General features: G+C 55.2%; 19 protein-coding genes. All 19 read left to right on the top strand.

The features are described from left to right. Positions 1-38 precede the first annotated feature (38 nt). The 19 genes from mtnA (at position 39) to HX786_RS02375 (ending at position 25,289) form a co-directional block, all read left to right on the top strand. The gene (gene mtnA / locus HX786_RS02465) at positions 39-1,115 is read left to right on the top strand and encodes an S-methyl-5-thioribose-1-phosphate isomerase (protein ID WP_003218821.1); all 1,077 of its coding nucleotides are present in this window, start codon (positions 39-41) and stop codon (positions 1,113-1,115) included. A 302-nt stretch (positions 1,116-1,417) separates the two neighbouring features. Then, positions 1,418-4,081, top strand: a complete 2,664-nt coding sequence (gene gyrA / locus HX786_RS02460) for a DNA gyrase subunit A (protein WP_003218817.1) — start codon at positions 1,418-1,420, stop codon at positions 4,079-4,081. A 218-nt stretch (positions 4,082-4,299) separates the two neighbouring features. Beyond that, positions 4,300-5,385 (top strand): 3-phosphoserine/phosphohydroxythreonine transaminase, encoded by a 1,086-nt coding sequence (gene serC, locus HX786_RS02455; protein WP_003218814.1) that lies wholly within the window; start codon positions 4,300-4,302, stop codon positions 5,383-5,385. Beyond that, positions 5,385-6,479, top strand: a complete 1,095-nt coding sequence (gene pheA, locus HX786_RS02450; RefSeq protein ID WP_003218812.1) for a prephenate dehydratase — start codon at positions 5,385-5,387, stop codon at positions 6,477-6,479. Before serC ends, pheA begins: the two co-directional genes overlap by 1 nt. A 9-nt stretch (positions 6,480-6,488) precedes the next feature. Continuing rightward, on the top strand, positions 6,489-7,601 hold the full coding sequence (gene hisC, locus HX786_RS02445) for a histidinol-phosphate transaminase (protein ID WP_177022868.1): 1,113 nt from the start codon (positions 6,489-6,491) through the stop codon (positions 7,599-7,601). A 28-nt stretch (positions 7,602-7,629) separates the two neighbouring features. Beyond that, complete coding sequence (locus tag HX786_RS02440) at positions 7,630-9,840, top strand: bifunctional prephenate dehydrogenase/3-phosphoshikimate 1-carboxyvinyltransferase (RefSeq protein ID WP_256344320.1); 2,211 nt, start codon at positions 7,630-7,632, stop codon at positions 9,838-9,840. Next, a complete protein-coding gene (gene cmk, locus HX786_RS02435) occupies positions 9,837-10,526 on the top strand; it encodes a (d)CMP kinase (protein WP_003172653.1) in 690 nt (229 codons plus the stop codon). The genes HX786_RS02440 and cmk overlap by 4 nt, the downstream gene beginning before the upstream one ends. A 119-nt stretch (positions 10,527-10,645) precedes the next feature. Then, positions 10,646-12,340, top strand: a complete 1,695-nt coding sequence (gene rpsA, locus HX786_RS02430) for a 30S ribosomal protein S1 (protein ID WP_003218806.1) — start codon at positions 10,646-10,648, stop codon at positions 12,338-12,340. Positions 12,341-12,679: 339 nt separating this feature from the next. Continuing rightward, positions 12,680-12,976 (top strand): integration host factor subunit beta, encoded by a 297-nt coding sequence (gene ihfB, locus HX786_RS02425; protein WP_008437689.1) that lies wholly within the window; start codon positions 12,680-12,682, stop codon positions 12,974-12,976. A 24-nt stretch (positions 12,977-13,000) separates the two neighbouring features. Further along, a complete protein-coding gene (locus HX786_RS02420; protein WP_008437692.1) occupies positions 13,001-13,246 on the top strand; it encodes a lipopolysaccharide assembly protein LapA domain-containing protein in 246 nt (81 codons plus the stop codon). Between the two features lie 387 nt (positions 13,247-13,633). After that, positions 13,634-15,004 (top strand): Wzz/FepE/Etk N-terminal domain-containing protein, encoded by a 1,371-nt coding sequence (locus tag HX786_RS02415; RefSeq protein ID WP_177019490.1) that lies wholly within the window; start codon positions 13,634-13,636, stop codon positions 15,002-15,004. Between the two features lie 787 nt (positions 15,005-15,791). After that, on the top strand, positions 15,792-16,922 hold the full coding sequence (gene wecB, locus HX786_RS02410) for a non-hydrolyzing UDP-N-acetylglucosamine 2-epimerase (protein WP_008437695.1): 1,131 nt from the start codon (positions 15,792-15,794) through the stop codon (positions 16,920-16,922). A gap of 9 nt (positions 16,923-16,931) precedes the next feature. Further along, positions 16,932-18,197, top strand: coding sequence for a UDP-N-acetyl-D-mannosamine dehydrogenase (gene wecC, locus HX786_RS02405; RefSeq protein WP_102368425.1), 1,266 nt, complete (start codon positions 16,932-16,934; stop codon positions 18,195-18,197). Next, positions 18,194-19,642 (top strand): mannose-1-phosphate guanylyltransferase/mannose-6-phosphate isomerase, encoded by a 1,449-nt coding sequence (locus HX786_RS02400; RefSeq protein ID WP_008437697.1) that lies wholly within the window; start codon positions 18,194-18,196, stop codon positions 19,640-19,642. Before wecC ends, HX786_RS02400 begins: the two co-directional genes overlap by 4 nt. Positions 19,643-19,668: 26 nt before the next feature. Beyond that, positions 19,669-20,706, top strand: coding sequence for a GDP-mannose 4,6-dehydratase (gmd, locus tag HX786_RS02395; protein ID WP_008437698.1), 1,038 nt, complete (start codon positions 19,669-19,671; stop codon positions 20,704-20,706). Beyond that, positions 20,690-21,604 carry a GDP-mannose 4,6-dehydratase gene (locus tag HX786_RS02390; RefSeq protein WP_178911677.1) on the top strand — a complete coding sequence of 305 codons (915 nt, stop codon included), beginning with the start codon at positions 20,690-20,692 and terminating at the stop codon, positions 21,602-21,604. The genes gmd and HX786_RS02390 overlap by 17 nt, the downstream gene beginning before the upstream one ends. Positions 21,605-21,685: 81 nt before the next feature. Continuing rightward, positions 21,686-22,666, top strand: a complete 981-nt coding sequence (locus HX786_RS31800; RefSeq protein WP_250884715.1) for a glycosyltransferase — start codon at positions 21,686-21,688, stop codon at positions 22,664-22,666. Between the two features lie 47 nt (positions 22,667-22,713). Further along, the gene (locus HX786_RS02380; protein ID WP_177019488.1) at positions 22,714-23,961 is read left to right on the top strand and encodes a hypothetical protein; all 1,248 of its coding nucleotides are present in this window, start codon (positions 22,714-22,716) and stop codon (positions 23,959-23,961) included. Continuing rightward, positions 23,958-25,289 carry an O-antigen polymerase gene (locus HX786_RS02375; RefSeq protein WP_177028743.1) on the top strand — a complete coding sequence of 444 codons (1,332 nt, stop codon included), beginning with the start codon at positions 23,958-23,960 and terminating at the stop codon, positions 25,287-25,289. The genes HX786_RS02380 and HX786_RS02375 overlap by 4 nt, the downstream gene beginning before the upstream one ends. Positions 25,290-25,291: the final 2 nt, after the last annotated feature.

The raw sequence follows: 25,291 nt of genomic DNA, 5'->3' as shown, positions 1-25,291 counted from the left end.
ATAATCGGCGGCTTTTGTTCATGAGTGCGGGGTGAGGGATGCGCGATCGACTGTTGGCTGCGGAGAAAGTGAAGGCCATCGACTGGCGTGATGGCGCACTGTACCTGCTCGATCAGCGTATTTTGCCGTCTGCAGAAACCTGGGTCGCCTGCACCAGTGCTGCCGAGGTGGCCGAGGCCATTCGCACAATGGTGGTGCGCGGTGCGCCGGCCATTGGCATCAGTGCGGCGTATGGCCTGGTGCTGGCCGCTCGTGCCCACATCGCCGAGGGCGATGACTGGCAGGCCGCCTGGGAAGAGGACTACGCGCTGCTGGCGGATACCCGCCCGACCGCGTCGAATCTTTTCTGGGCCATGAAGCGCATGCGCGATTGCCTCGATCGCCTCAAGAAACACGCCGATCCGTTGAAGGTGCTGGAGGCCGAGGCGGTGGCGATTCACCAAAGTGATCGTGAAGCCAACCTGACCATGGCGCAGCTGGGTGTAGAGCTGATCCGCAAGCACCAGGGCAATGTCCAGGCGATCCTGACCCATGGCAATGCGGGTGCGTTGGCTACCGGCGGCGTCGGTACCGCGCTCGGGGTGATTCGCGGAGCGTTCCTGGAAGGCATGGTGGAACGGGTCTACGCCAACGAAACCCGGCCCTGGCTGCAAGGTTCGCGGCTGACGGCCTGGGAATTGGCCAATGAAGGCATCCCGGTCACCGTGAATGCCGATTCGGCTGGCGCGCATATTCTCAAGACCAAGGGCGTGACCTGGGTGATCGTCGGTGCCGACTGCATTGCGGCCAACGGTGACGTGGTCAGCAAGATCGGTACCTATCAGTTGGCAGTGTGCGCCATGCATCACGGCGTGCGTTTCATGGTGGTGGCGCCCAGCTCAACCATCGACCTGATGGCGGCCAGCGGTGATGACGTGCCGCTTGAAGAGCGCGACGCCCGTGAACTGCTGGAAGTCGGCGGCACCCGCGTAGCCGCTGATGTAGACGCCTTCAACCCGGTGTTCGACGTGACGCCGGCGGACCTGATTGATGTGATCGTCACTGAAAAAGGCATCGTCGAACGCCCCGACACGGCGAAGTTGGCGCAACTGATGTGTCGTAAACGCCTGCATTGAGGCAATTTGCCCGCAAAAATCCCCTTGGATCCAGCTCTAAGGCCCTCTCGTCGCCGTCAAGCCTGTCATCCGTCAACTTACTATGCTCCATGCGCATCAGGGGGATAGGTGCGTGGCGGCGATTGTGATAACATCCGGCGGTTTCCAGGGTCACCCCAAGGGGTAACCTTTAATGCGCAGATCCGTGTCATAACTCGTTGATTTGTCGTAAGTCGTTGCCAGGCATCATGCCGGCAGCGGCGAGCTTCGTTCGTCCCATAGGATGTGACGAGGTTTCACCCGAAAAAGGAATCAGGCTTCTCATGGGCGAACTGGCCAAAGAAATCCTCCCGGTCAATATCGAAGACGAGCTGAAACAGTCCTACCTCGACTACGCGATGAGCGTAATTGTCGGTCGGGCACTGCCTGATGCGCGCGATGGCTTGAAGCCCGTGCACAGGCGTGTGCTGTTCGCGATGAGCGAGCTGGGTAACGACTGGAACAAGCCGTACAAGAAATCTGCCCGTGTTGTCGGTGACGTGATCGGTAAGTATCACCCTCACGGCGACACTGCGGTGTACGACACCATCGTTCGGATGGCCCAGCCGTTTTCCCTGCGCTACCTGCTGGTAGACGGCCAGGGCAACTTCGGTTCGGTCGACGGCGACAACGCTGCGGCCATGCGATACACCGAAGTGCGCATGACCAAGCTGGCGCACGAGCTGCTGGCTGACCTGCACAAGGAAACCGTGGACTGGGTGCCGAACTACGACGGCACCGAAATGATCCCGGCGGTCATGCCGACCCGTATTCCCAACCTGTTGGTCAACGGCTCCAGCGGTATCGCCGTGGGCATGGCCACCAACATCCCGCCACACAACCTCGGTGAAGTCATCGACGGTTGCCTGGCCCTCATCGACAACCCCGAGCTGACCGTCGATGAGCTGATGCAGTACATCCCGGGTCCGGACTTCCCGACCGCCGCGATCATCAACGGTCGCGCCGGCATCATCGAAGCCTACCGTACCGGTCGCGGCCGCATTTACATGCGTGCCCGCTCGATCATCGAAGACATCGACAAGGTCGGTGGCCGCCAGCAGATCGTCATCACCGAACTCCCTTACCAGTTGAACAAGGCGCGTCTGATCGAGAAGATCGCCGAGCTGGTTAAAGAGAAGAAGCTGGAAGGCATCACCGAGCTGCGCGACGAGTCTGACAAGGACGGTATGCGCGTGGTGATCGAGCTGCGTCGTGGCGAAGTGCCTGAGGTGATCCTCAACAACCTCTACGCCCAGACCCAGCTGCAAAGCGTATTCGGTATCAACGTGGTAGCGCTGATCGACGGCCGCCCGCGCATCCTGAACCTCAAGGATCTGCTGGAAGCCTTCGTGCGTCACCGCCGCGAAGTGGTAACCCGCCGTACCGTATTCGAACTGCGCAAGGCCCGTGAACGCGGCCACATCCTGGAAGGCCAGGCTGTTGCGCTGTCGAACATCGACCCGGTCATCGCCCTGATCAAGGCTTCGCCGACGCCGTCGGAAGCCAAGGAAGCGCTGATCAAGATGCCGTGGGAATCCAGCGCCGTAGTAGCGATGGTGGAACGTGCCGGTGCCGATTCGTGCCGTCCGGAGACCCTGGACCCACAATACGGCCTGCGCGACGGCAAGTATTTCCTGTCCCCGGAACAGGCCCAGGCCATTCTGGAACTGCGTCTGCACCGTCTGACCGGCCTGGAACACGAGAAACTGCTGGCCGAGTACCAGGAGATCCTCAACCAGATCGGCGAGCTGATCCGCATCCTCAACAGCGCCGTGCGCCTGATGGAAGTGATCCGCGAAGAACTGGAAGTGATCCGCGCCGAATACGGCGATGTGCGCCGCACCGAGATTCTCGACGCCCGTCTCGACCTGACCCTGGGTGACATGATCCCGGAAGAGGATCGCGTCGTGACCATTTCCCACGGTGGCTATGCCAAGACCCAGCCGTTGGCTGCGTACCAGGCCCAGCGTCGTGGCGGTAAAGGCAAATCGGCTACCGGCGTCAAGGATGAGGACTACATCGCTCACCTGCTGGTTGCCAACAGCCACACCACGCTGCTGCTGTTCTCCAGCAAGGGCAAGGTGTACTGGCTGAAAACCTACGAAATCCCGGAAGCGTCCCGCGCTGCCCGTGGTCGTCCGCTGGTCAACCTGCTGCCGCTGGACAGTGATGAATACATCACCACCATGCTGCCGGTAGACGAGTACACCGAAGGTCATTTCATCTTCATGGCCACTGCGAAAGGCACCGTGAAGAAGACCCCGCTGGAATCCTTCAGCCGTCAACGCAGCGTGGGCCTGATCGCCCTCGAACTGGACGAAGGCGACGTATTGATCAGCGCGGCCATCACCGACGGCGAGCGTGAAGTCATGCTGTTCTCCGACGGCGGCAAGGTTACGCGCTTCAAGGAGTCCGACGTTCGTGCCATGGGCCGTACCGCCCGCGGTGTGCGCGGCATGCGCCTGCCGGAAGGGCAGAAGCTGATTTCGATGCTGATCCCGGAAGAAGGCAGCGAGATCCTCACGGCATCGGCCCGCGGCTACGGCAAGCGTACGGCCATCAGCGAGTTCCCCGAGTACAAGCGTGGCGGCCAGGGCGTTATCGCCATGGTCAGCAACGATCGCAACGGCCGCCTGGTCGGCGCGGTCCAGGTGCTGGATGGTGAGGAAATCATGCTGATTTCCGACCAGGGCACCCTGGTACGTACCCGGGTTGATGAAGTGTCGAGCCTGGGGCGTAACACCCAGGGCGTGACCTTGATCAAGCTGGCCAGCGACGAAACGTTGGTAGGCCTGGAGCGTGTCCAGGAGCCATCGGAAGTCGAAGGCGAGGAGCTGGAAGGTGAAGAGGGGATTGCACTCGAGGGGCAAGTGATCGGCGATGCCGATGACGGCGTCGACGAGCCAACACTCGACGCTGCCGCAGACGAAGAAGAACCGCAGGAATAAGCGGACACACAGGGGGCGGATGAAGATTCGCCCCCTTGTTGGTTGTCCCGTTTGAAATACGACGCCGCGCCGCTCTTGTAGGAGCCGGCTTGCCGGCGATGGCATCAACTCGATTCAAGTGAAGCACCGAGTCGTTTGCATCGCTGGCAAGCCAGCTCCTACAGGGTTCCGCGTTGCGGGATGTTGATTGCAGTCCCACCAGATCAGAGAGATTGGATGTGAGCAAGAGAGCCTATAACTTCTGTGCCGGTCCCGCGGCGCTTCCTGAAGCAGTCCTGCAGCGCGCGCAGGGTGAACTCCTCGACTGGCATGGAAAAGGCCTCTCCGTGATGGAAATGAGCCATCGCAGCGATGAGTTCGTGTCCATTGCCACCAAGGCCGAGCAGGATATGCGCGACTTGCTGGACATCCCGTCCGATTACAAAGTGCTGTTCCTGCAGGGTGGTGCGAGCCAGCAGTTCGCCCAGATCCCGCTGAACCTGCTGCCGGAAGACGGCACTGCGGACTATATCGACACCGGTATCTGGGGGCAGAAGGCCATTGAAGAGGCCTCCCGTTACGGTCACGTCAATGTGGCAGGCACGGCCAAGCCCTACGACTACTTCGCCATCCCCGGTCAGAACGAGTGGAAACTGTCGAAAGACGCGGCCTACGTTCACTACGTGGCGAACGAAACCATCGGCGGCCTGGAGTTCGATTGGGTGCCGGAAGTGGGTGATGTCCCGCTGGTCTGCGACATGTCCTCGGACATCCTCTCGCGCCCGATCGATGTGTCCAAGTACGGCATGATCTACGCCGGTGCACAGAAGAACATCGGCCCGAGCGGCATCCTGGTCAACATCGTCCGTGAAGACCTGTTGGGTCGTGCGCGTTCGCTGTGCCCGACCATGCTCAACTACAAGGTCGCGGCCGATAACGGCTCGATGTACAACACCCCGCCGGCCTTCGCCTGGTACCTGTCGGGCCTGGTGTTCGAATGGCTGAAAGAGCAGGGCGGCGTGGCTGCCATGGGCAAGCTCAACGAAGAGAAGAAACGTACCCTGTACGACTTCATTGACGCCAGCGGCCTGTACAGCAACCCGATCAACCTGACCGACCGTTCGTGGATGAACGTGCCGTTCCGCCTGGCGGATGATCGCCTGGACAAGCCTTTCCTCGCCGGCGCCGACGAGCGCGGCCTGTTGAACCTCAAGGGCCACCGTTCGGTAGGTGGCATGCGCGCCTCCATCTATAACGCTGTCGATATCCACGCCGTCAAGGCGCTGGTGGCTTACATGGCAGAGTTCGAAAAGGAACACGGCTAATGTCTGAGCAAGAACTCAAGGCCCTGCGCGTACGCATTGACAGCCTGGACGAGAAAGTCCTGGAACTGATCAGTGAGCGCGCGCGGTGCGCCCAGGAAGTTGCACGGGTGAAGATGGCTTCCCTGGCTGAAGGCGAAGTGCCGGTATTCTACCGTCCGGAGCGTGAAGCCCAGGTGCTCAAGCGCGTGATGGAACGCAACAAGGGCCCGTTGGGCAACGAAGAGATGGCGCGGTTGTTCCGTGAAATCATGTCTTCGTGCCTGGCACTGGAGCAGCCGCTGAAAGTGGCTTACCTGGGCCCGGAAGGCACCTTCACTCAAGCCGCGGCCATGAAGCACTTCGGTCACGCGGTGATCAGCAAGCCAATGGCTGCGATCGACGAAGTGTTCCGTGAAGTGGCCGCCGGGGCGGTGAATTTTGGCGTGGTGCCGGTGGAAAACTCCACCGAAGGTGCCGTCAACCACACCCTCGACAGTTTTCTTGAGCACGACATGGTGATCTGCGGCGAAGTCGAGCTGCGTATTCACCACCACTTGCTGGTGGGCGAAAACACCAAGACCGACAGCATCAGCCGCATCTACTCCCACGCCCAGTCCCTGGCCCAGTGCCGCAAGTGGCTGGACGCGCACTACCCGAATGTGGAGCGCGTGGCGGTGTCCAGCAACGCCGAAGCGGCGAAGCGGGTCAAGGGTGAGTGGAACTCGGCGGCGATTGCCGGCGACATGGCTGCCGGCCTGTATGGGCTGACGCGCCTGGCCGAGAAAATCGAGGATCGCCCGGATAACTCCACGCGCTTCCTGATGATCGGCAGCCAGGAAGTGCCGCCGACCGGCGACGACAAGACGTCGATCATCGTCTCCATGAGCAACAAGCCCGGCGCGCTGCATGAGCTGCTGGTGCCGTTCCACGATAACGGGATTGACCTGACGCGAATCGAGACTCGTCCTTCGCGCAGCGGTAAATGGACTTATGTGTTCTTTATCGACTTCGTCGGCCATCACCGCGACCCTCTGGTCAAGGGTGTGCTCGAGAAAATCAGTCAGGAAGCCGTGGCACTCAAGGTGCTGGGCTCCTACCCGAAAGCGGTTTTGTGAGGCTTTAACATGAGTGGCAACTTCCTCGCCCTGGCGCAGCCGGGCGTGCAACAACTGTCGCCTTACGTTCCGGGCAAGCCTGTGGACGAGTTGGCGCGCGAGTTGAACCTGGATCCGTCGAAGATCGTAAAGCTGGCCAGTAACGAAAACCCGATGGGCCCAAGCCCCAAGGTGCTGGCCGCGATTCGTGAGGCGCTGGCCGAGCTGACCCGTTATCCCGATGGTAACGGCTTTGAGCTCAAGTCCCTGCTGGCGAAAAACTGCCGCGTTGATATCAGCCAGGTGACCCTGGGTAACGGCTCCAACGATATTCTGGAGCTGGTCGGCCGTGCCTATCTGGCGCCGGGCTTGAACGCGGTGTTCAGCGAGCATGCATTTGCGGTCTATCCGATCGTCACTCAGGCCGTTGGCGCCGAGGCGCGTGTGATTCCTGCGAGAGACTGGGGTCATGACCTGCCAGCCATGCTGGCGGCCATCGATGACAATACTCGTGTCGTGTTTATCGCCAACCCGAACAACCCGACCGGCACCTGGTTCAGCGCCGAGGTGCTGGATAACTTCCTGCAGGACGTGCCGGAGCATGTACTGGTGGTGCTGGACGAGGCATACATCGAGTACGCCGAAGGCAGCGACTTGCCGGACGGCCTGGACTTCCTCGCGGCTTATCCGAACCTGCTGGTCTCGCGCACGTTCTCCAAGGCTTATGGCCTGGCGTCGCTGCGGGTTGGCTACGGCTTGTCCACTGCGGTGGTGGCCGATGTGTTGAACCGTGTGCGCCAGCCATTCAACGTCAACAGCCTCGCGCTGGCGGCGGCTTGTGCTGCGGTGCAGGACACCGAGTACCTGGAAGAAGGCCGTCGCCTCAACGAAAGCGGCATGCTGCAATTGCAGGAAGGTTTCCGTGAGCTGGGCCTGGGCTGGATTCCGTCCAAGGGCAACTTCATCTGCGTCGACCTCGGCCAAGTGGCGGCTCCTGTGTTCCAGGGCTTGCTGCGCGAGGGTGTGATCGTGCGTCCGGTGGCCAATTACGGCATGCCGAACCACCTGCGCATCACCATCGGTCTGCCTGCTGAAAACAGCCGCTTCCTCGAAGCGCTGGCCAAGGTTCTGGCTCGTGGTTGATGTCACTGCATTGCAACCTGCTGTACCTATGATCGGTCGCCTGGTGGTGGTCGGTCTGGGATTGATCGGCGGCTCCTTTGCGAAGGGCCTGCGGGAAAGCGGCCTGTGTGGCGAAGTGGTCGGTGTGGACCTGGACCCGCAATCGCGCAAGTTGGCGGTGGAGTTGGGTGTGGTGGACCGTTGCGAGGCTGACCTCGCTGTAGCCTGCCAGGGCGCGGATGTCATTCAGCTGGCGGTGCCGATCCTGGCCATGGAGAAGTTGCTGGCGCTGTTGGCCGGCATGGATCTGGGCCAGGCAATCCTGACCGATGTCGGCAGTGCCAAGGGCAATGTGGTGCGTGCGGCGCGGCTGGCCTTTGGTGGCATGCCTGCGCGGTTTGTGCCCGGGCATCCGATTGCCGGGTCCGAGCAGAGCGGGGTGGAGGCGTCCAATGCGCAGCTGTTCCGTCGCCATAAAGTGATTCTGACACCACTGGATGAAACCGATCCTGCGGCACTGGCCGTGGTGGATCGGCTCTGGCGCGAGCTGGGGGCGGATGTCGAGCATATGCAGGTCGAGCGCCACGATGAAGTGCTGGCAGCGACCAGCCATCTGCCGCATTTGCTCGCATTTGGCCTGGTGGATTCGCTGGCCAAGCGCAACGAGAACCTCGAGATTTTCCGCTACGCCGCCGGTGGTTTCCGCGACTTTACCCGGATCGCCGGTAGTGATCCGGTGATGTGGCACGACATCTTCCTTGCCAACCGCGATGCGGTGTTGCGCACCCTGGACACGTTCCGCAGCGACCTCGACGCCTTGCGCGACGCGGTCGATGCTGGCGACGGGCACCAGTTGTTGGGCGTGTTCACCCGTGCGCGGGTGGCACGGGAGCATTTCAGCAAGATTCTGGCGCGTCGGGCCTATATGGATGCTGCAGTAAACGCGGATGACCTGGTGTTTCTCGCCAGTCCCGGTGGCCGCTTGAGCGGGCAGATCCGCGTGCCTGGGGATAAGTCGATCTCCCATCGCTCGATCATGCTCGGTTCTCTGGCGGACGGTGTCACTGAAGTCGAAGGTTTTCTGGAGGGTGAGGACGCCCTGGCGACTTTGCAGGCGTTCCGCGACATGGGCGTGGTGATTGAAGGCCCGCACCATGGGCGCGTCACCATCCACGGGGTTGGCCTGCATGGCTTGAAGCCGGCGCCAGGTCCGATCTATCTGGGTAACTCCGGCACCTCCATGCGGTTGTTGTCCGGTTTGCTGGCGGCCCAGCGCTTCGACAGTGTGTTGACGGGGGACGCCTCGCTGTCCAAGCGCCCGATGAATCGCGTGGCCAAGCCATTGCGCGCAATGGGTGCGGTGATCGAGACCGGGCCGGAAGGGCGTCCGCCGCTGACCATTCGCGGTGGCCAGGCACTTAAGGGGCTGACCTACGCATTGCCGATGGCCAGCGCTCAGGTCAAGTCCTGCCTGTTGTTGGCCGGGTTGTATGCCGAGGGTAAAACCTCGATTACCGAACCGGCGCCGACCCGTGACCATACCGAGCGGATGTTGCGTGGTTTTGGGTATCCGGTGGACGTGGCGGGCGCTACGGCGTCGGTTGAGTCAGGTCACTCACTGACCGCGACGCATATTGAGGTCCCGGGGGATATTTCCTCCTCGGCGTTCTTTCTGGTGGCGGCTTCAATCGCCGAAGGCTCCGAGCTGTTGCTTGAGCATGTGGGTATCAATCCGACCCGTACCGGCGTGATCGATATCCTGCGACTGATGGGCGCGGACATCACCCTGGAAAACCAACGCGAAGTGGGTGGTGAGCCGGTCGCTGATTTGCGTGTTCGTGCGGCGCCGTTGAAGGGGATCGAGATTCCTGAAGCCCTGGTCCCGCTGGCTATCGATGAGTTCCCGGTGTTGTTCGTGGCTGCGGCGTGCGCCGAAGGCCGGACGGTATTGCGTGGGGCAGAGGAGCTGCGGGTCAAGGAGTCCGACCGGATCCAGGTCATGGCCGACGGTCTGCTTGCGCTGGGCGTGAAGTGTGAACCGACACCTGATGGGATTATTATCGATGGTGGCGTGATCGGCGGTGGTGAAGTCCACGCCCATGGCGATCACCGGATTGCCATGGCCTTCAGCGTGGCTTCCCTGCGAGCGGCTGCGCCGATTCGTATCCATGACTGTGCCAACGTGGCTACGTCTTTTCCGAATTTTCTTACACTGTGTGCCCAAGTCGGCATCCGTGTTGCCCAAGAGGCTCAATTGTGAATATCAAAGCACCGGTGATTACCATCGACGGGCCAAGTGGCTCGGGCAAGGGCACGATCGCCGGCATCCTGGCCAAGCGCCTGGGCTGGTGCCTGCTGGATTCCGGGGCGCTATACCGCTTGCTGGCCTTTGCCGCCCGTAACCATGGCGTCGACCTGACCAACGAAGAATCGCTGAAGCTGCTGGCTGCGCATCTTGACGTGCAGTTCGTCGGGGCGACCGAAGGTCATCCCCAGCGCATCATCCTGGAAGGGGACGATGTGACCGACGACCTGCGCAACGAGCAGGTCGGCTCCTGGGCTTCCCAGGTCGCCGCATTGCCGGCGGTGCGCGATGCTTTGCTGCAGCGCCAGCGGGCTTTTCAGGAACCGCCGGGTCTGGTGGCCGATGGCCGCGACATGGGCACGGTGGTCTTCCCCGAGGCGCCGCTGAAGATTTTCCTCACGGCCAGCGCCGAGGAGCGGGCCCGTCGCCGTTACTTGCAGTTGAAGGGCAAAGTCGATGGTGTTAGTCTGTCGAGTCTGCTAGATGAGATCCGTGCACGCGATGAGCGTGATACCCAGCGTGCGGTAGCCCCGCTCAAGCCGGCGGCTGACGCCATACAGCTGGATTCCACGGAGTTGTCCATCGAGCAGGTGCTGGAACGCATCTTGAGTGAGATCGCCATTCGCGATATCGCCGGGTGACCAAGAAGGCCGCAGGGGACCAGTCATAGTCCTGTGGTGCTTCTTTTAATTGAAACTGACCCACACCGTCTGGGGTGTGGAGATGGGCGTATTCTTCGCCCTTATCAACAGGAATTAAAATGAGCGAAAGCTTTGCGGAACTCTTTGAAGAAAGCCTAAAAACCCTGAACCTTCAGGCAGGCTCCATCATCACCGGTGTTATCGTTGATATCGATTACCAAGCTCGCTGGGTAACCGTTCACGCTGGTCTGAAGTCTGAAGCTCTGATCCCGCTGGAACAGTTCTACAACGATGCTGGTGACCTGACTATCAATGTCGGTGACGAAGTTCACGTTGCTCTGGACTCGGTTGAAGACGGTTTCGGTGAAACCAAGCTGTCCCGTGAAAAAGCCAAGCGCGCTGAATGCTGGATTGTTCTCGAAGCAGCCTTCGCAGCTGAAGAAGTGGTCAAGGGCGTTATCAACGGTAAGGTTAAAGGCGGCTTCACTGTCGACGTTAACGGCATCCGTGCGTTCCTGCCAGGTTCTTTGGTCGACGTTCGTCCTGTGCGCGACACCACGCACCTGGAAGGCAAGGAACTCGAATTCAAGGTCATCAAGCTCGACCAGAAGCGCAACAACGTTGTCGTTTCCCGTCGCAGCGTCCTGGAAGCAGAGAACTCCGCCGAGCGTGAAGCTCTGCTGGAATCCCTGCAGGAAGGCCAACAAGTCAAAGGTATCGTCAAGAACCTCACCGATTACGGCGCATTCGTCGATCTGGGTGGCGTCGATGGCCTGCTGCACATTACCGACATGGCTTGGAAGCGTATCAAGCATCCATCGGAAATCGTCAACGTTGGCGACGAGATCGATGTCAAGGTTCTGAAGTACGATCGTGAGCGCAACCGTGTCTCCCTGGGCTTGAAGCAGCTGGGCGAAGATCCATGGGTCGCTATCAAGGCTCGTTACCCAGAAAGCACTCGCGTCACCGCGCGTGTTACCAACCTGACCGACTACGGCTGCTTCGCAGAGCTGGAAGAAGGCGTGGAAGGCCTGGTACACGTTTCCGAAATGGACTGGACCAACAAGAACATCCACCCTTCGAAAGTCGTACAAGTCGGCGACGAAGTGGAAGTTATGGTTCTGGACATCGACGAAGAGCGTCGTCGTATCTCCCTCGGCATCAAGCAGTGCAAATCTAACCCATGGGAAGATTTCTCTGGCCAGTTCAACAAGGGCGATAAAATCTCCGGCACCATCAAGTCGATCACCGATTTCGGTATCTTCATTGGTCTGGACGGCGGCATCGACGGTCTGGTTCACCTGTCCGACATCTCCTGGAACGAAGTGGGCGAAGAAGCTGTTCGTCGTTTCAAGAAGGGCGACGAGCTGGACACCGTTATCCTGTCGGTTGACCCAGAGCGCGAGCGCATCTCCCTGGGTATCAAGCAACTGGAAAGCGATCCGTTCTCCGAGTACGTTCAAGAGAACGACAAAGGCGCAATCGTTAAAGGCATCGTGAAGGAAGTTGACGCTAAAGGCGCCATCATCACTCTGGCCGACGATATCGAAGCGACTCTGAAAGCCTCCGAAATCAGCCGTGACCGCGTTGAAGACGCGCGCAACGTTCTGAAAGAAGGCGAAGAAGTAGAAGCCAAGATCATCAGCGTTGACCGCAAGAGCCGCGTAATCCAGCTCTCCATCAAGTCGAAAGACGATGCTGAAGAGAAAGAAGCCATCCAGAGCCTGCGCGACAAGCCAGCTACCTCTGAGCCTTCTGCTGGTCCTACCACTCTGGGCGACCTGCTGCGTGCACAAATGGAAAAGCAGAACTAAGTTCTGTCAGACCATAGAAAAAGGGCGACTTCGGTCGCCCTTTTTTGTGCCTGGGATTTGGTGTTGTGTGCAGCGTCGCCTTGGCGTTCTGTGGCTGGAGCGCCGTCGTCGCGCTGGCAGCGCGTTCGCGCTTATAGGCTCTATCTGGCAGCGATCGCGCTGGAGTGCCTCCAGTGAGACTGAGCGAGAGCTGGCTGTCGGGGTGCGCAATGCCAACTCTCTTCGAGTTGCACCCCAAGTCTTTGAATATAAGTCAATACATGGGCTGTTCAAATTCCTCCGGTCATGCTAAAACCTTCGAAGCGCTTTTCCTAGCTGCTTGAAAAAGAAGGGAAAAATATGACGAAGTCGGAGTTGATCGAACGAATTGTCACCCATCAAGGGCTGCTCTCATCCAAGGATGTGGAGCTGGCCATCAAGACCATGCTTGAGCAGATGTCCCAATGTCTGGCTACCGGCGATCGGATTGAAATTCGTGGGTTTGGTAGCTTCTCGCTGCACTATCGTGCGCCTCGTGTGGGTCGCAACCCAAAAACCGGGCAGTCCGTCAGCCTCGATGGCAAGTTCGTGCCTCATTTCAAGCCGGGCAAGGAATTGCGCGATCGGGTGAACGAAGACGAAGAAGAAAGCGTCTGATTGTTTTTGGGGTAGGAGAAGGTTATGCGTGGGGTTAAGCGCGTTGTTCTGGTGCTGGCTATGCTAATTGTCGTGCTGGCAGTGTTGGGGTTCGTGCTGGAAAACCAGCAGGGCGCGTCTCTTTCATTCCTGGGCTGGGTGACCGGGCAGATGCCGGTGTCGGTGTTTGTGGTCGTGGCCTTGATAATTGGAATGCTGCTGGGACCGCTGTTTAGTGTCATCGTTGGGTGGGGCCGACGTCAAAAGTCCATGCCCGCAAGGCGTGGGTAGAGCTTCCATGGTTATTGTGTCACTCGCGAGCCGTTCGTCGGATTTTTTTGGTGCGGTGCGCACCAGTTACGTCGAGTGAACGGCATGTGGTAAGTCCGGCGATACCACTGACTATTGTCTCGCGGCTACGAAATTTGCTTTTCTGTCCTTCTCGGGCGGCCTATATAAGGGTTGCCCCTATCTGTGTAGGAAGACTCCTACAGATATGTCAAGACTTGTAATATGTCAGTGAGATGGCAAAATGGAATCTGTTCTCGATAACAGGCATTTTGTGCGCTAAAGTCCGGCAGCGACGCTGGGTTTTTTCGGCCATATAACTAAAATAAAAATACACAATCTTGTCTGCATAACGAGCCCGCAGTTTCTCTTTGAAGGCAGGTTTTTGTTGTGAGTAGTAGCTTCCGTGCTCCCCCGGTTCGATCGTCCGACGAAATTGATTTTGTGCGACTTTTCGCGTCTGTCTGGCAACAAAAAAAACTTCTGCTTTTCGTCACTCTCGGGGCGGGATTGATTGCGGCGTCCTACGCATTTTTAGCTGCCCCTGTATATAAGGTCAGCACGGTTTTGCGGCCTGCGGCGATTAATGATTTGGATGCGCTAAATCGATCAGAGATATATCAGCTTCCTCCGGCTGACGCGCTCCTCAAAGTGGGCGCAGCGCTCGACTCTTATGATACGCGCCTGAGCTATTTCAAGAAAAACCAGAAGCTTTTCGAGAAATTTGTTCGTCCTGGGCAGACTCTGGAGCAGAGTTTTCAGGAGTTCAATCATGACTCTATTCGTTTGATTCTTCCTGATGCAGATAAGAAAAATTCGCTGAGTTCCTACATCAAGCTCGAGATGATGTATCCGAAAGGCGTCGACGGCGTCTCTATTCTTAATGGCTTTGTCGACTACGCTATCGAAAGTGAGCGCGAACGCGTCACGGCTGATTTGAATGTGATCGTTAAAAACCGTTTGAGGGAGCTTAAAGGCAAGCTCGATTCGGCTCGTTCAAACTACGATATTGAAAAAGAAGCCAAAATAGCGTCATTGCGAGAAGCTGACTCGTTGAAACGCGCGCAATTGCAGGATGAATTGAAGGCGCTGCGTTCGCAGTTGAAAACCTTGCGTAGCGACCGTATTGCTCAGCTGAATGAGGCTATAGGGATTGCCCGTTCCCTGGGCATTCAAAAGCCGGCTACGCCTTCTTCACTTGGTGAATCGGCCGTGACGAACGCCGGTAGCGTGATGCGTACTGAAGTGAACAACCAGCAGATCCCACTTTATTTTATGGGGGTAGATGCGCTTAAGGCTGAGCTTGCTGCATTGCAGTCACGCAAGTCGGATGATTTTACCGAGTCGCGCATCGCTCAAATCGCCAGGGAGCTTCAGTTGCTCGCATCCAACCGAGAGATTGAGGTCCTGGATGCTCGAAAAAATGAAGATATCTTTCTTGCGGGCGTTCAACCGTTGAGAACAGAGATTTTCCGTTTGAGTAGCCTGAATATCGACCTGGCGAAGCTGCGGCTGGTGAGTATTGACCAGCAGGCCCTTGAGCCGTTGGTTCCGTCGAGCCCGAATCGTCCATTGATCATTTTTCTTGGCCTGCTCCTGGGGGCGATTGTCGCGATTGGTATTGCGTTGGTCAGGCAGGCGTTACGTGCTGCTCGCGACAATGCAGAGCGCGATGGGCACGAGCCGGCAGGCTCACTTCTCCATTCGGTCGCTCAGTTGGATCGGCAACAAGAGCCTGGCAATAAGTTAAACCGAAAATAACTCCAAGGCCGTGAAGCTTTTGGCTTCACGCGTTTTCCCCTCGGGCCCGTATTTCTTGCTTTCATACGGAACCTGCATTACGTGCTTGCGCAACTGTGAACCGCCGAGGGGCATTCCTGGGTGGTTTCTCGGCTATCAAAAGTTACTAAGACTTTGCGTCGAGTCTTCATGGCGTTTCGGCATTTGATCTTTGTTTACTTGTGCGGGCGTCAAGCGTCCTGCACAGGTTTGTATTGTTGGTTTAATAGTTGATGGTGCACCGCCTAATACGGTTTGATGTGGATTTTTATGTGCGGTCTCCAGGTTAATGGCTTATGGCTAGTATTGGTTCGGAATTTGATAAGGGCGTACCGTTCGGCCAGGTCGGTCGTGCAGGGTGCGCCGGCGATTAGCAACGAGCTGCATGGCACAGTCGAGCGTGGGCCCAATTGCGATCTCGGATAGGTCGGGTTCCTGTGGGGCAATAACCAAAAGCCCAATTTCAATGAGAGGTTGCGACGCACCATTGCGGTGAAGCGGCTCACCGCAAATGTTGCGGTAAAACCTTGTCCTGTCCTGAACTGAGGGGGGGATGATGGGGTCTCATGGGGCGTGTGGTTGAGCCAGCCAGGCGTTATGTTGGCACGCTTGTTGATGATATGCTGCGCTGCAAAGCAGAGGCGGTTGCAGTTGGAGCGGCGAAAACTCGCTTGCGCGTAATCGGTAGGTCAGGCAGGGGCATGGCAGCGTTGCTGGTTTCCAGACTGATTCTCTGACTAAATAATGATATGGAATCGTTGGTAATCTAATGACTTTAAAGATCTTGAGTGTTTTCGGTACGCGACCGGAAGCTATAAAAATGGCTCCATTAGCTTTAGCGTTGAATGCAGATGAGCGTTTTGAGGCCAAAATCTGCGTCACGGGTCAACACCGTGAAATGCTGGATCAAGTGTTAGAGTTATTTAAACTTGAACCTGACTTTGATCTTAATATCATGAAGTCGGGTCAAGACCTTACCGACGTGACAACTGGTATTCTTCAGGGAATGAAAGAGGTCTTCCGGACTTATCGGCCGGATATCGTCTTGGTGCATGGTGATACCGCTACGACCTTTGCAACTACATTGGCGGCGTACTATCAGCAAATTCCTGTGGCTCATATCGAAGCTGGGCTTCGCACTGGAAATTTATATTCTCCCTGGCCGGAAGAGGCCAATCGAAAGTTGACGGGAGCACTCGCGCTTCTTCACTTCGCTCCTACTGAACGATCGCAACAGAATTTACTGCGTGAAGGGGTGTCACCTGACGCGATTCATGTGACTGGGAATACTGTAATCGACGCTCTGCTTGAGGTCGTACAGAAGCTCGAGACCAATGACCAGTTAAAACAGAAGTTCTCCGAGCAGTTCGCATTTTTACCTGCTCAACGCCGCGTCATCCTTGTGACAGGGCATCGGCGTGAAAGCTTCGGCGATGGATTCGAAAGGATCTGCAGTTCGTTGGCTTCGATTGCCCATGAGTTTGATGATGTGGAGATCGTGTACCCCGTTCATTTGAATCCAAATGTCCGTGAACCGGTCAACCGTTTGTTGGCTGGTATAAAAAATATTCACCTCATCGAACCATTGGATTATCTACCTTTTGTCTATTTGATGAATCGGTCGTACTTGATTCTGACGGACTCCGGTGGTGTGCAGGAAGAGGCACCTTCTTTGGGCAAACCCGTGCTGGTCATGCGGGACACTACCGAGCGGCCTGAGGCGATTGAGGCGGGTACCGTCAGATTGGTCGGTACAGAGAAGGACAAGATAGTTCACCACTTGCGTGAGCTTTTACTTGATCAGAAGGCTTACGAGGAGATGAGCGTTGCTCATAATCCTTATGGTGACGGTCACGCCTGCATGCGTATTGTTAATGCTCTAGCCACTTTCAAAAATTAAGGTTTGGTCATGGATTTTTCCACTATTTCTGTAATTGGTTTGGGCTATATCGGTTTGCCAACCGCAGCCGTTTTTGCTGCGCGAAAGTTAAAGGTCATTGGTGTCGACGTTAATCAAAAGGCCGTCGATACGATCAACGGCGGACAGATTCATATCGTTGAGCCTGATTTGGACATAGTCGTGCACGCGGCCGTGACCGAGGGGTATCTGCGCGCCAGTACACGACCTGAGCCGGCGGACGCCTTCTTGATTGCGGTGCCCACTCCTTTCAAGGATGGTCATGCTCCGGACCTTTCTTACATTGAGTCAGCAAGCAAATCCATTGCGCCAGTATTGAAAAAGGGTGATCTGGTCATCCTCGAGTCCACTTCTCCCGTGGGTGCGACTGAAAAGATGTCGGCATGGCTGGCTGAAGCACGCCCTGACCTGACGTTCCCGCAGACCCATGGCGAGGCGTCGGACATTCGCGTGGCTCACTGCCCTGAGCGCGTGCTTCCCGGTCACGTGTTGCGCGAGTTGGTACAGAATGATCGCGTCATCGGCGGGATGACACCCAAGTGCTCAGAAGCCGCCACACGTCTGTATAAATTGTTTGTGGAGGGCGAGTGCATTATCACCAACGCCCGAACAGCAGAAATGTGCAAGTTGACCGAGAACAGCTTTCGCGATGTGAATATTGCCTTCGCGAACGAATTGTCGATGATATGCGATAAGTTTGATGTCGATGTGTGGGAGCTTATCAAGCTCGCCAACCGGCACCCTCGCGTCAATATCCTCCAACCAGGACCTGGCGTGGGTGGGCATTGCATCGCCGTCGACCCTTGGTTCATCGTGAGTCAGGCTGAAGGCCAGGCGAAACTGATCCAAACTGCACGCGAAGTCAATGACTCAAAACCGTCGTGGGTTATGGAGAAAGTTGATGCTGCTGTGGCCGATCATCTGTCGAGTCACCCCGGGAAGTCGGAAAAAGACATTGTTATCGCGTGCTTCGGCCTGGCATTCAAACCTGATATTGATGACCTGCGGGAAAGTCCATCTCTGGAAATTACGAAAAATATCTCAAGCCGGCACGCCGGGAAGGTTATTGTCGTAGAACCTAATATTGATTCTCTGCCTGCGACGTTGCCGAACGCTGAGTTGTGCACAATAGAAGAAGCGTTTGAGCGCGCGGATGTCTTGTTGTTACTGGTGGATCACAAGCCATTCAAAAGTGTTCCTTCTTCACTTCTCGAGGGTCGCCGGATTGTTGATACCCGGGGAATCTGGCTTGTATGAAAATTCTTCCGGTTATTATGTCTGGAGGCTCGGGAACGAGACTCTGGCCGCTTAGCAGAACTCTTTACCCGAAGCAGTTTCTGGCAATTTCGGGGCGGGAGACGTTGTTTCAGCAGGCGATTGCCCGACTGTTGAAGATTGACGGTCAAGGCTCGGATTTATTGGCTCCATGCATCGTTGCCAACGATGAGCATCGTTTCCTGTGTCTCGACCAGATCCGGGAAATGAACGTTTCTAAAGCTGTTGTCATTCTTGAACCGGTAGGACGCAATACGGCCCCTGCGCTTACGTTGGCGGCGCTTTATGCGCGCGATGAGGTGGGAGAGGAGATTGACCCGGTTCTGGTCGTTGTCCCGGCCGACCAGATGATTCTCGATATTCAAGCTTTTACTGACACGGTCAGTAAAGCGGTCGATGTTGCGAAAGACGGCAGCATTGTGATCTTGGGGATTACGCCTGATCGCCCTGAGACGGGTTATGGTTATATCCACTCGGCAGACCCCTCTACCGTCAAGAGGGTGGATGCGTTTGTTGAAAAGCCTGAGCGGACAACCGCAGAAAAATACCTGGAAGATGGAAGCTATTTCTGGAATAGCGGTATTTTTGTGCTGCGCGCGTCAGTCTGGTTGAAAGCACTGGGCGCGTTCAGAAGTGACATCTTCGATGCCACTGAGGCCGCGTGGAAGGGCCGAGTTGAAGATAATGGGTTTATTCGACCACAACTTGACGCGTTTTCCCTGATACCGCCTGAGTCGATTGACTATGCCGTGATCGAGCATTGCGCGAAAACGCCTTCAGCTGGCCTGACGTTGAAAATGCTCACGATGGATGCCGGTTGGTCTGACCTGGGAGCATGGGATGCTGTTTGGCGTTCGAGTGAAAAGGACGAAAAACAAAACGCTACCCATGGCGACGTAATAATAGACTCCAGCTCCAATACATTGGTTTACGCCTCTCACCGTTTGGTAACGGCCGTGGGGCTTGAAAATATTGTTATCGTCGAAACGCCTGATGCCGTATTGGTTGCGGATAAAGATCGTAGCCAGGGTGTGAAGGCTATTGTCGAAGCGTTGAATATCAAGGCCAGGCCAGAATCAAAGCTTCATCGTCGTGTTCATCGCCCGTGGGGCTGGTACGACAGCATAGATTCGGGCTCACGCTTTCAGGTGAAGCGGATATTGGTGAAGCCGAAAGCAACCTTGAGTTTGCAGAAGCATTACCATCGGGCGGAGCATTGGATTGTTGTGTCTGGCACCGCTGAAGTCACCTGTGAAGATCGTGTTTTTCAGCTGAACGAAAACCAGAGTACTTATATCCCTATTGGCCATGTTCATCGCCTTTCCAATCCTGGCACCATTCCTCTTGAGATCATAGAGGTGCAGTCGGGAACGTACTTGGGTGAGGATGATATTGTTCGATTTGACGATACCTATGGACGTGTTTAAGGCTTAAATTTTTAGGAGTTGTACAGATGCAGAAGCATGCGCTGGTTACTGGTGTTACAGGTCAGGATGGGGCTTACCTTGTCGAACTGCTGCTGTCCAAGGGTTATAAGGTCTATGGCGCCTATCGCCGCACAAGTTCTGTAAGTTTCTGGCGATTAGAGGAACTTGGTGTTTTTGGGCATGATGATCTTCATCTTGTCGAATTTGATTTGACTGATCTCTCCGGAACTATTCGTTTAATTCAGAATTGCGCCCCGGACGAGGTTTATAACCTGGCGGCTCAAAGCTTTGTAGGCGTTTCCTTCGATCAGCCAATTACAACCGCGCAGATTACCGGAGTCGGTGCGCTTAATTTGCTCGAAGCGATCCGAATAGTAAATCCGAAGATTCGTTTCTATCAAGCTTCGACATCTGAAATGTTCGGGCTGGTACAGGCTGTTCCTCAATCTGAAAGCACGCCTTTCTACCCACGCAGCCCTTACGGTGTTGCGAAGTTGTTTGCGCATTGGACAACCATCAACTATCGCGAATCATATGATATTTTTGCCACCAGCGGCATTCTGTTCAATCATGAGTCTCCGCTGCGAGGAAAAGAGTTCGTTACTCGTAAAATTACCGATGCTGTAGCCAGTATCGAAATGGGCGAGCAGCAAGTGCTGGAACTCGGAAACATGGATGCCAAGCGAGACTGGGGTTTCGCTAAAGAGTATGTAGATGGCATGCACCGGATGTTGCAGATCGACACACCGGAAACATTTGTGCTTGCTACCAACCGTACTGAAACCGTTCGTGATTTTGTTGCCATGAGCTTCAAGGCCGTAGGGGTTGATATCGATTGGTCTGGAAGTGGCGAGAACGAATTCGGCGTTGACCGTCGTACCGGCATCACCCGGGTGAAAGTTAACCCACGCTTCTATCGACCCGCGGAAGTGGAGTTGTTGATTGGCGACGCTTCGTTTGCAAAAGAGCGGTTAGGCTGGAAACCAGAAACGACGCTGGAGCAACTGTGCCAGCTGATGGTTGAAGCTGACTTGAGAAGGGTTCGCAATGGCACTTCAAAGTAAAGATCGGACAGTACTGATTACAGGGCTCTCGGGTTTTACTGGAAAGCATTTGGCGCAAAGCCTCACCAAGGCCGGCTGGCGGGTTGCCGGCCTTGGTGGGGAGCGCCTGGCCTGTGAGTTTGACCACTTGGATGCGGACCTGAATGACACGGCGCGACTCAGTGGTTGGATAAAGCAGGTTCAGCCCACCCATGTTATTCACTTGGCCGCGCTGGCGCATGTCACCAGCAGCGATGCCTTGTCATATTACCGAGTCAATGTATTGGGTACAGAAAGCCTTCTTAATGCGATTAAGGAGGCTGAGGTGGTCGTTGAAAAAATCATCATTGCGAGCAGTGCAAACATTTACGGGAACGCTATTTCATCGCCCATTTCAGAAAGCAGTGAACCGCAGCCCGTTAATCATTACGCACTGAGCAAGCTGACGATGGAGGCCCTTGTCCGCAAGTGGTTTTCTCGTATGCCTATATTGGTGGTACGGCCATTCAATTACACTGGACCCGGCCAATCGGAGTCATTCGTTTTCTCCAAGATCGTGGGCGCATTTGCCCGTGGAGAAAAGGAGCTCAGATTGGGCAATCTGGATGTATCCCGCGACTTGTCTGATGTCGGTTTTGTGGTGGAGGCCTATTCAAGGCTGTTGACGTCCAATCAACGTGGTGAGTTTATAAATATCTGCTCGGGGCGCAGCATTTCCTTACTGAGCGTGATTGATGAAATGGAACAGATTGCAGGTTATCGGCCAACGATAACAGTTGATCCTGCCTTTGTCAGGGACGATGAAGTTAAAGAGCTTTATGGTAGTCCGGCCAAGCTCTTTGATGTGGTAGGTGAAATTAATGTGCCTAGTTTGCACGATACATTGCTGTCAATGTATCAGCAGAAGGCACGCGTTTAATACGGTTGGCAAGTAACGGGTTGGTGCACTGTGCGTATATGTTTTTTTGCTAATATGTCCGCTCACGCTAATTGGCGCGAGATGTTTGATAAAGTTGAGTTTTATCGGGTTGATATTCGAATTCTCAAGGAGCTCGGACACGAAGTCGTTCTGTCCGGGACGCCGGGCACATTAGATTGGAAAGCGGATCTCTATTTTTGTTGGTGGTGGGGGCATTCGCCGCTTCCGTTGCTCGCCGGAAAACTCCGTCGTCGGCCGGTAATTGTAACTGGGGCCTTTGACTACTCCACCTGCCGGAAAGAAATCCCGGGTCTGTGTTATCTGGACCGTCCGCTATGGCAGAAGGCAGTGCTGCGTACCTCGCTGTTATTAGCCGATCGAAACCTGTTCATCTCAAGATCGGAGTGTGAGGAAGTCACAACCAACCTGCCGGTGAGAAACCCCGTGTACGCAACGCTGGCGATTGATACAGATTACTATTCTCCTGGCGAGCTTCCGGCGGTTGGATCGAATTACTTTTTTACGGTGACCTGGACCAGTCGTACGAACGCCATTCGTAAAGGGCTGATTCCGACGATTGAGGCGTTTGCAAAGGTTTCGGCTAACGCAAGTCATCTTCGCCTGGTTGTTGCTGGCAAACATGGTGACTACCTGCAGGAACTAAAAGACCTGGCGCAGCGCCTGGGTGTGGCAGACAAGGTGGAGTTTGTCGGGATGATTTCCGATGAAGAAAAGCTGCACCACTACCGCAATTGCCTGGCCTATGTTCAACCAACGCTCTATGAAGGTTTCGGGCATGCGATCGGCGAAGCGCTGGCGTGTGGCGCGCGAGTGATCACGTCGCCTCGGGGCGCCGTGCCTGAGGTCGCGGGTAACTTCGCTTACTGGGTTCAACCAGATAGCCAGGAAGAAATTGCTGCAGCCATGGAGACGGTTGTCGCCACGCCGACTTGCGCTGAAGATGCCAAAGCCAGGCATCAGTGGATTTCTTCCAATTATTCCATCGCAGCTCGTCGTGTGGCGCTTAAAAATGTCCTGGATTCCTTGTCGCTGGTGAAATAAAGGAGAGCTTCGTTGATAGTGTTTATAAAGATTCATGGTGGTAGCGTGTGTTGAATCGTCTGATCAGCATGTTTGAAAGTTCGAAGCTGTTACAGCTGATCGTTATTACTGCCTGTATTCAAGGTGGGGTAATAATAAGTCAGTTTTTGATCACGCCTTGGGTTGATCCGTCGGTCGTCGGTGTGGTGCGCTCGCTGGAAACAATTATTGCTCTTGTCGTACTGGCAGGAAGTTTGGGCATGCAAAGCATCGCGATTCGCGATACGGCGGCGAGTCATGGTACTTCTCGTCAAAGTGAAGTGCTTCGGCAAGTGTTTTTGTTGGTCGGAATCGCTTCAGGTGTCGTGATTGCTGGTATATACGTCGCCCATGAGTTTGTGCTGACCTCTGCGATTAGTTCTTATGTTTTTACAACCTGTGGCTTGGTGCTGTTGACTAATTTGCTTCGTGTAACGACTGGCTTTGCTCAGGGGGCGAAGGCGATACGCGAGATCTACTTCGTTCTGATGCTGGTTACCGGGGCGGGCGTTATTCTGCATGTTGTATTGACGAAGTTGTATGGTATCCAGGGCTGGATGGCCGCTCGTTATCTTGGTGAGTTCTTTTGTCTCGCTGCCGTTTGGTGGAAACTGCGAGCGCATATTTTTCTGGCGCTTGATTTTCGCCAGGTGAACGGGCGCGAATTAATGACAACGGCCAAGTCCGGTGTCATTGTCAATGCCAGCCTGTTTGTTCGTCTGTTAGTGGATAGTCTGCCTGTCCTGATGTTGACTGCTTATCATGTGAAAACCGACGAGATCGGTTTTTTTGGTATTGCTATATTGAGCCTTATTCTTGGCTTGCTGCCATTGGCAATCATTGCACAAAGGGCCCTTCCTGAGTTGGTCGAGGTCATCCATGATAAAAGCGAGTTGCGCGAAAGGTATCATGCATTCTCAAAAAGCATGTTAAAGATCTCATCCACGGTTGCTTTGCTGTTGATCCTTTGCTCTTGTATATGGTTGGTGTGTGTGGGCGGTGTTTATAAGCAGACGGCCATGTATATCATTGTGTTGGCGTTGACTTTGCCCTTGAAGGCTATGGCTCTTGCTTGCGGTACAATACTGGTCGCATTGCGTGTTTTTAGTTTAAGCCTTAAAACCAATATTGTAGAGGGCTTGCTTGTTCTTTTAATTCTATACGTCGGTATCCCTGTTTTGGATGCTTGGGCTGGCGTTTTGGGGTATGTGGTTGGTGCTGTTTTGTCCGCCGTGCTGCTTCTGATTGCGGTGAGAGTCCGCCTCGCTGATTTATGACCCAAGAGGTTGATACCTTGGAAGAAAAATATTTAGGGCCTGAGCACTTGCGAGTCCCGCTTGAAAAAAAAGCGTTTGATTGTTTTGGCGTTGGCTTTTTCTTTTTGGTGATCTGGTTTGCAGGCGTTATTGTCCCATTATATCCCTTTATCATGGGGTTTGATGGGTTTAGTCAGTTTTGGGAGTTTGCCTTTTTCGATAAGCAGAGTTCTATTGACTATGCCATTTTGCTGTATGCCGGGGCTTTGATTTTTGTTTTGATGGGGTGTTGGTTAGGACGGAAAACGCATTTTAATTTTCCCGTCGGGATACGCTACATAGTAAGTCCAAGGATTTTTTCGCAACGGGCCTTAGGTTTTTCGTTAGTGGCGCTGTTGGCGTTTACAACTATTCTTGTAATCCTAGGCGGGGTCTCGGGGTTGCTTCAAGGTGCCAGTGACAGGATAAGGGCGTTTGCAGGTTTGAACGGCTTGTTCCTCTTGGAGAACTTGCTGCTCTCTGTCTCGCTGGCCTGGTATATACGGTTGACCCGGGCCGGGAAGAAGTCACTTTCCGAGCGGTTTTGCTTCTGGTTATATTTTTTGGGCGGTTTGTTTATTTGCGCTCTCCAGGGTCAGAAATCGACAATTTTTATTATCGTATTGTCGCTGATTATAGTTCGGCATTACCGCGTTAAGCGTGTCAGTCTTGTAAAAGGAGCGGTGCTTGGGGTGGTGATGTTTGTTTCGCTGATGACCTATCACCTGTTTAAGCAGGAGTTTCTCGCGACAGGTAGATTCTTTTTCATTAACGAAGATCAAGGTGTTTTCCTGTCGTTCATTCATTTTTTGGCGACTCAGTTTACGGGTAATCTAATGCAGTTGCAGACCATGACTGTGCTCATAGATGCTATGCCCGAGAGGCTGGAATGGCAGAATGGCACGACGCTGCTGATGGTTGTATTGATTTTAATACCTTCGGGTCTTTTCCCGAATAAGCCACTTACCGCAGCCGGGGTGTTTACAGGTGCCTTTTGGCCAGATAAATGGCTCATGGAAGGTACGACATTGCCGCCAGGTATTTTTGGTGAGCTTTATATGAACTTTGGCACGCTGGGCGTACTATTCGGCGGTTTTCTTCTTGGCGTTATAGGTGGGCGGCTTTATGGCGCAGTTGTCTATAACCCTCAAAGCGACCGAGCGTTAGGTCTTTATGCATTGGCGATCGCCTCCCTGCTTCACCTTTTTCGAGGGGAATTGGCGTCGGTCGCTCTTCTCATAGCGTCTATATGGCTTCCTTTTTTATTCTTGAGCTCAAAGCGCGAAGAGCCAGTCAATAACCCAATCTAGAG

The organism is Pseudomonas sp. 21615526 (assembly GCF_013386245.1).
Classification (GTDB): Bacteria; Pseudomonadota; Gammaproteobacteria; order Pseudomonadales; family Pseudomonadaceae; genus Aquipseudomonas.
Note: the sequence above shows the minus strand (reverse complement) of the source record. Positions and strands in the feature narration are given on the sequence as shown.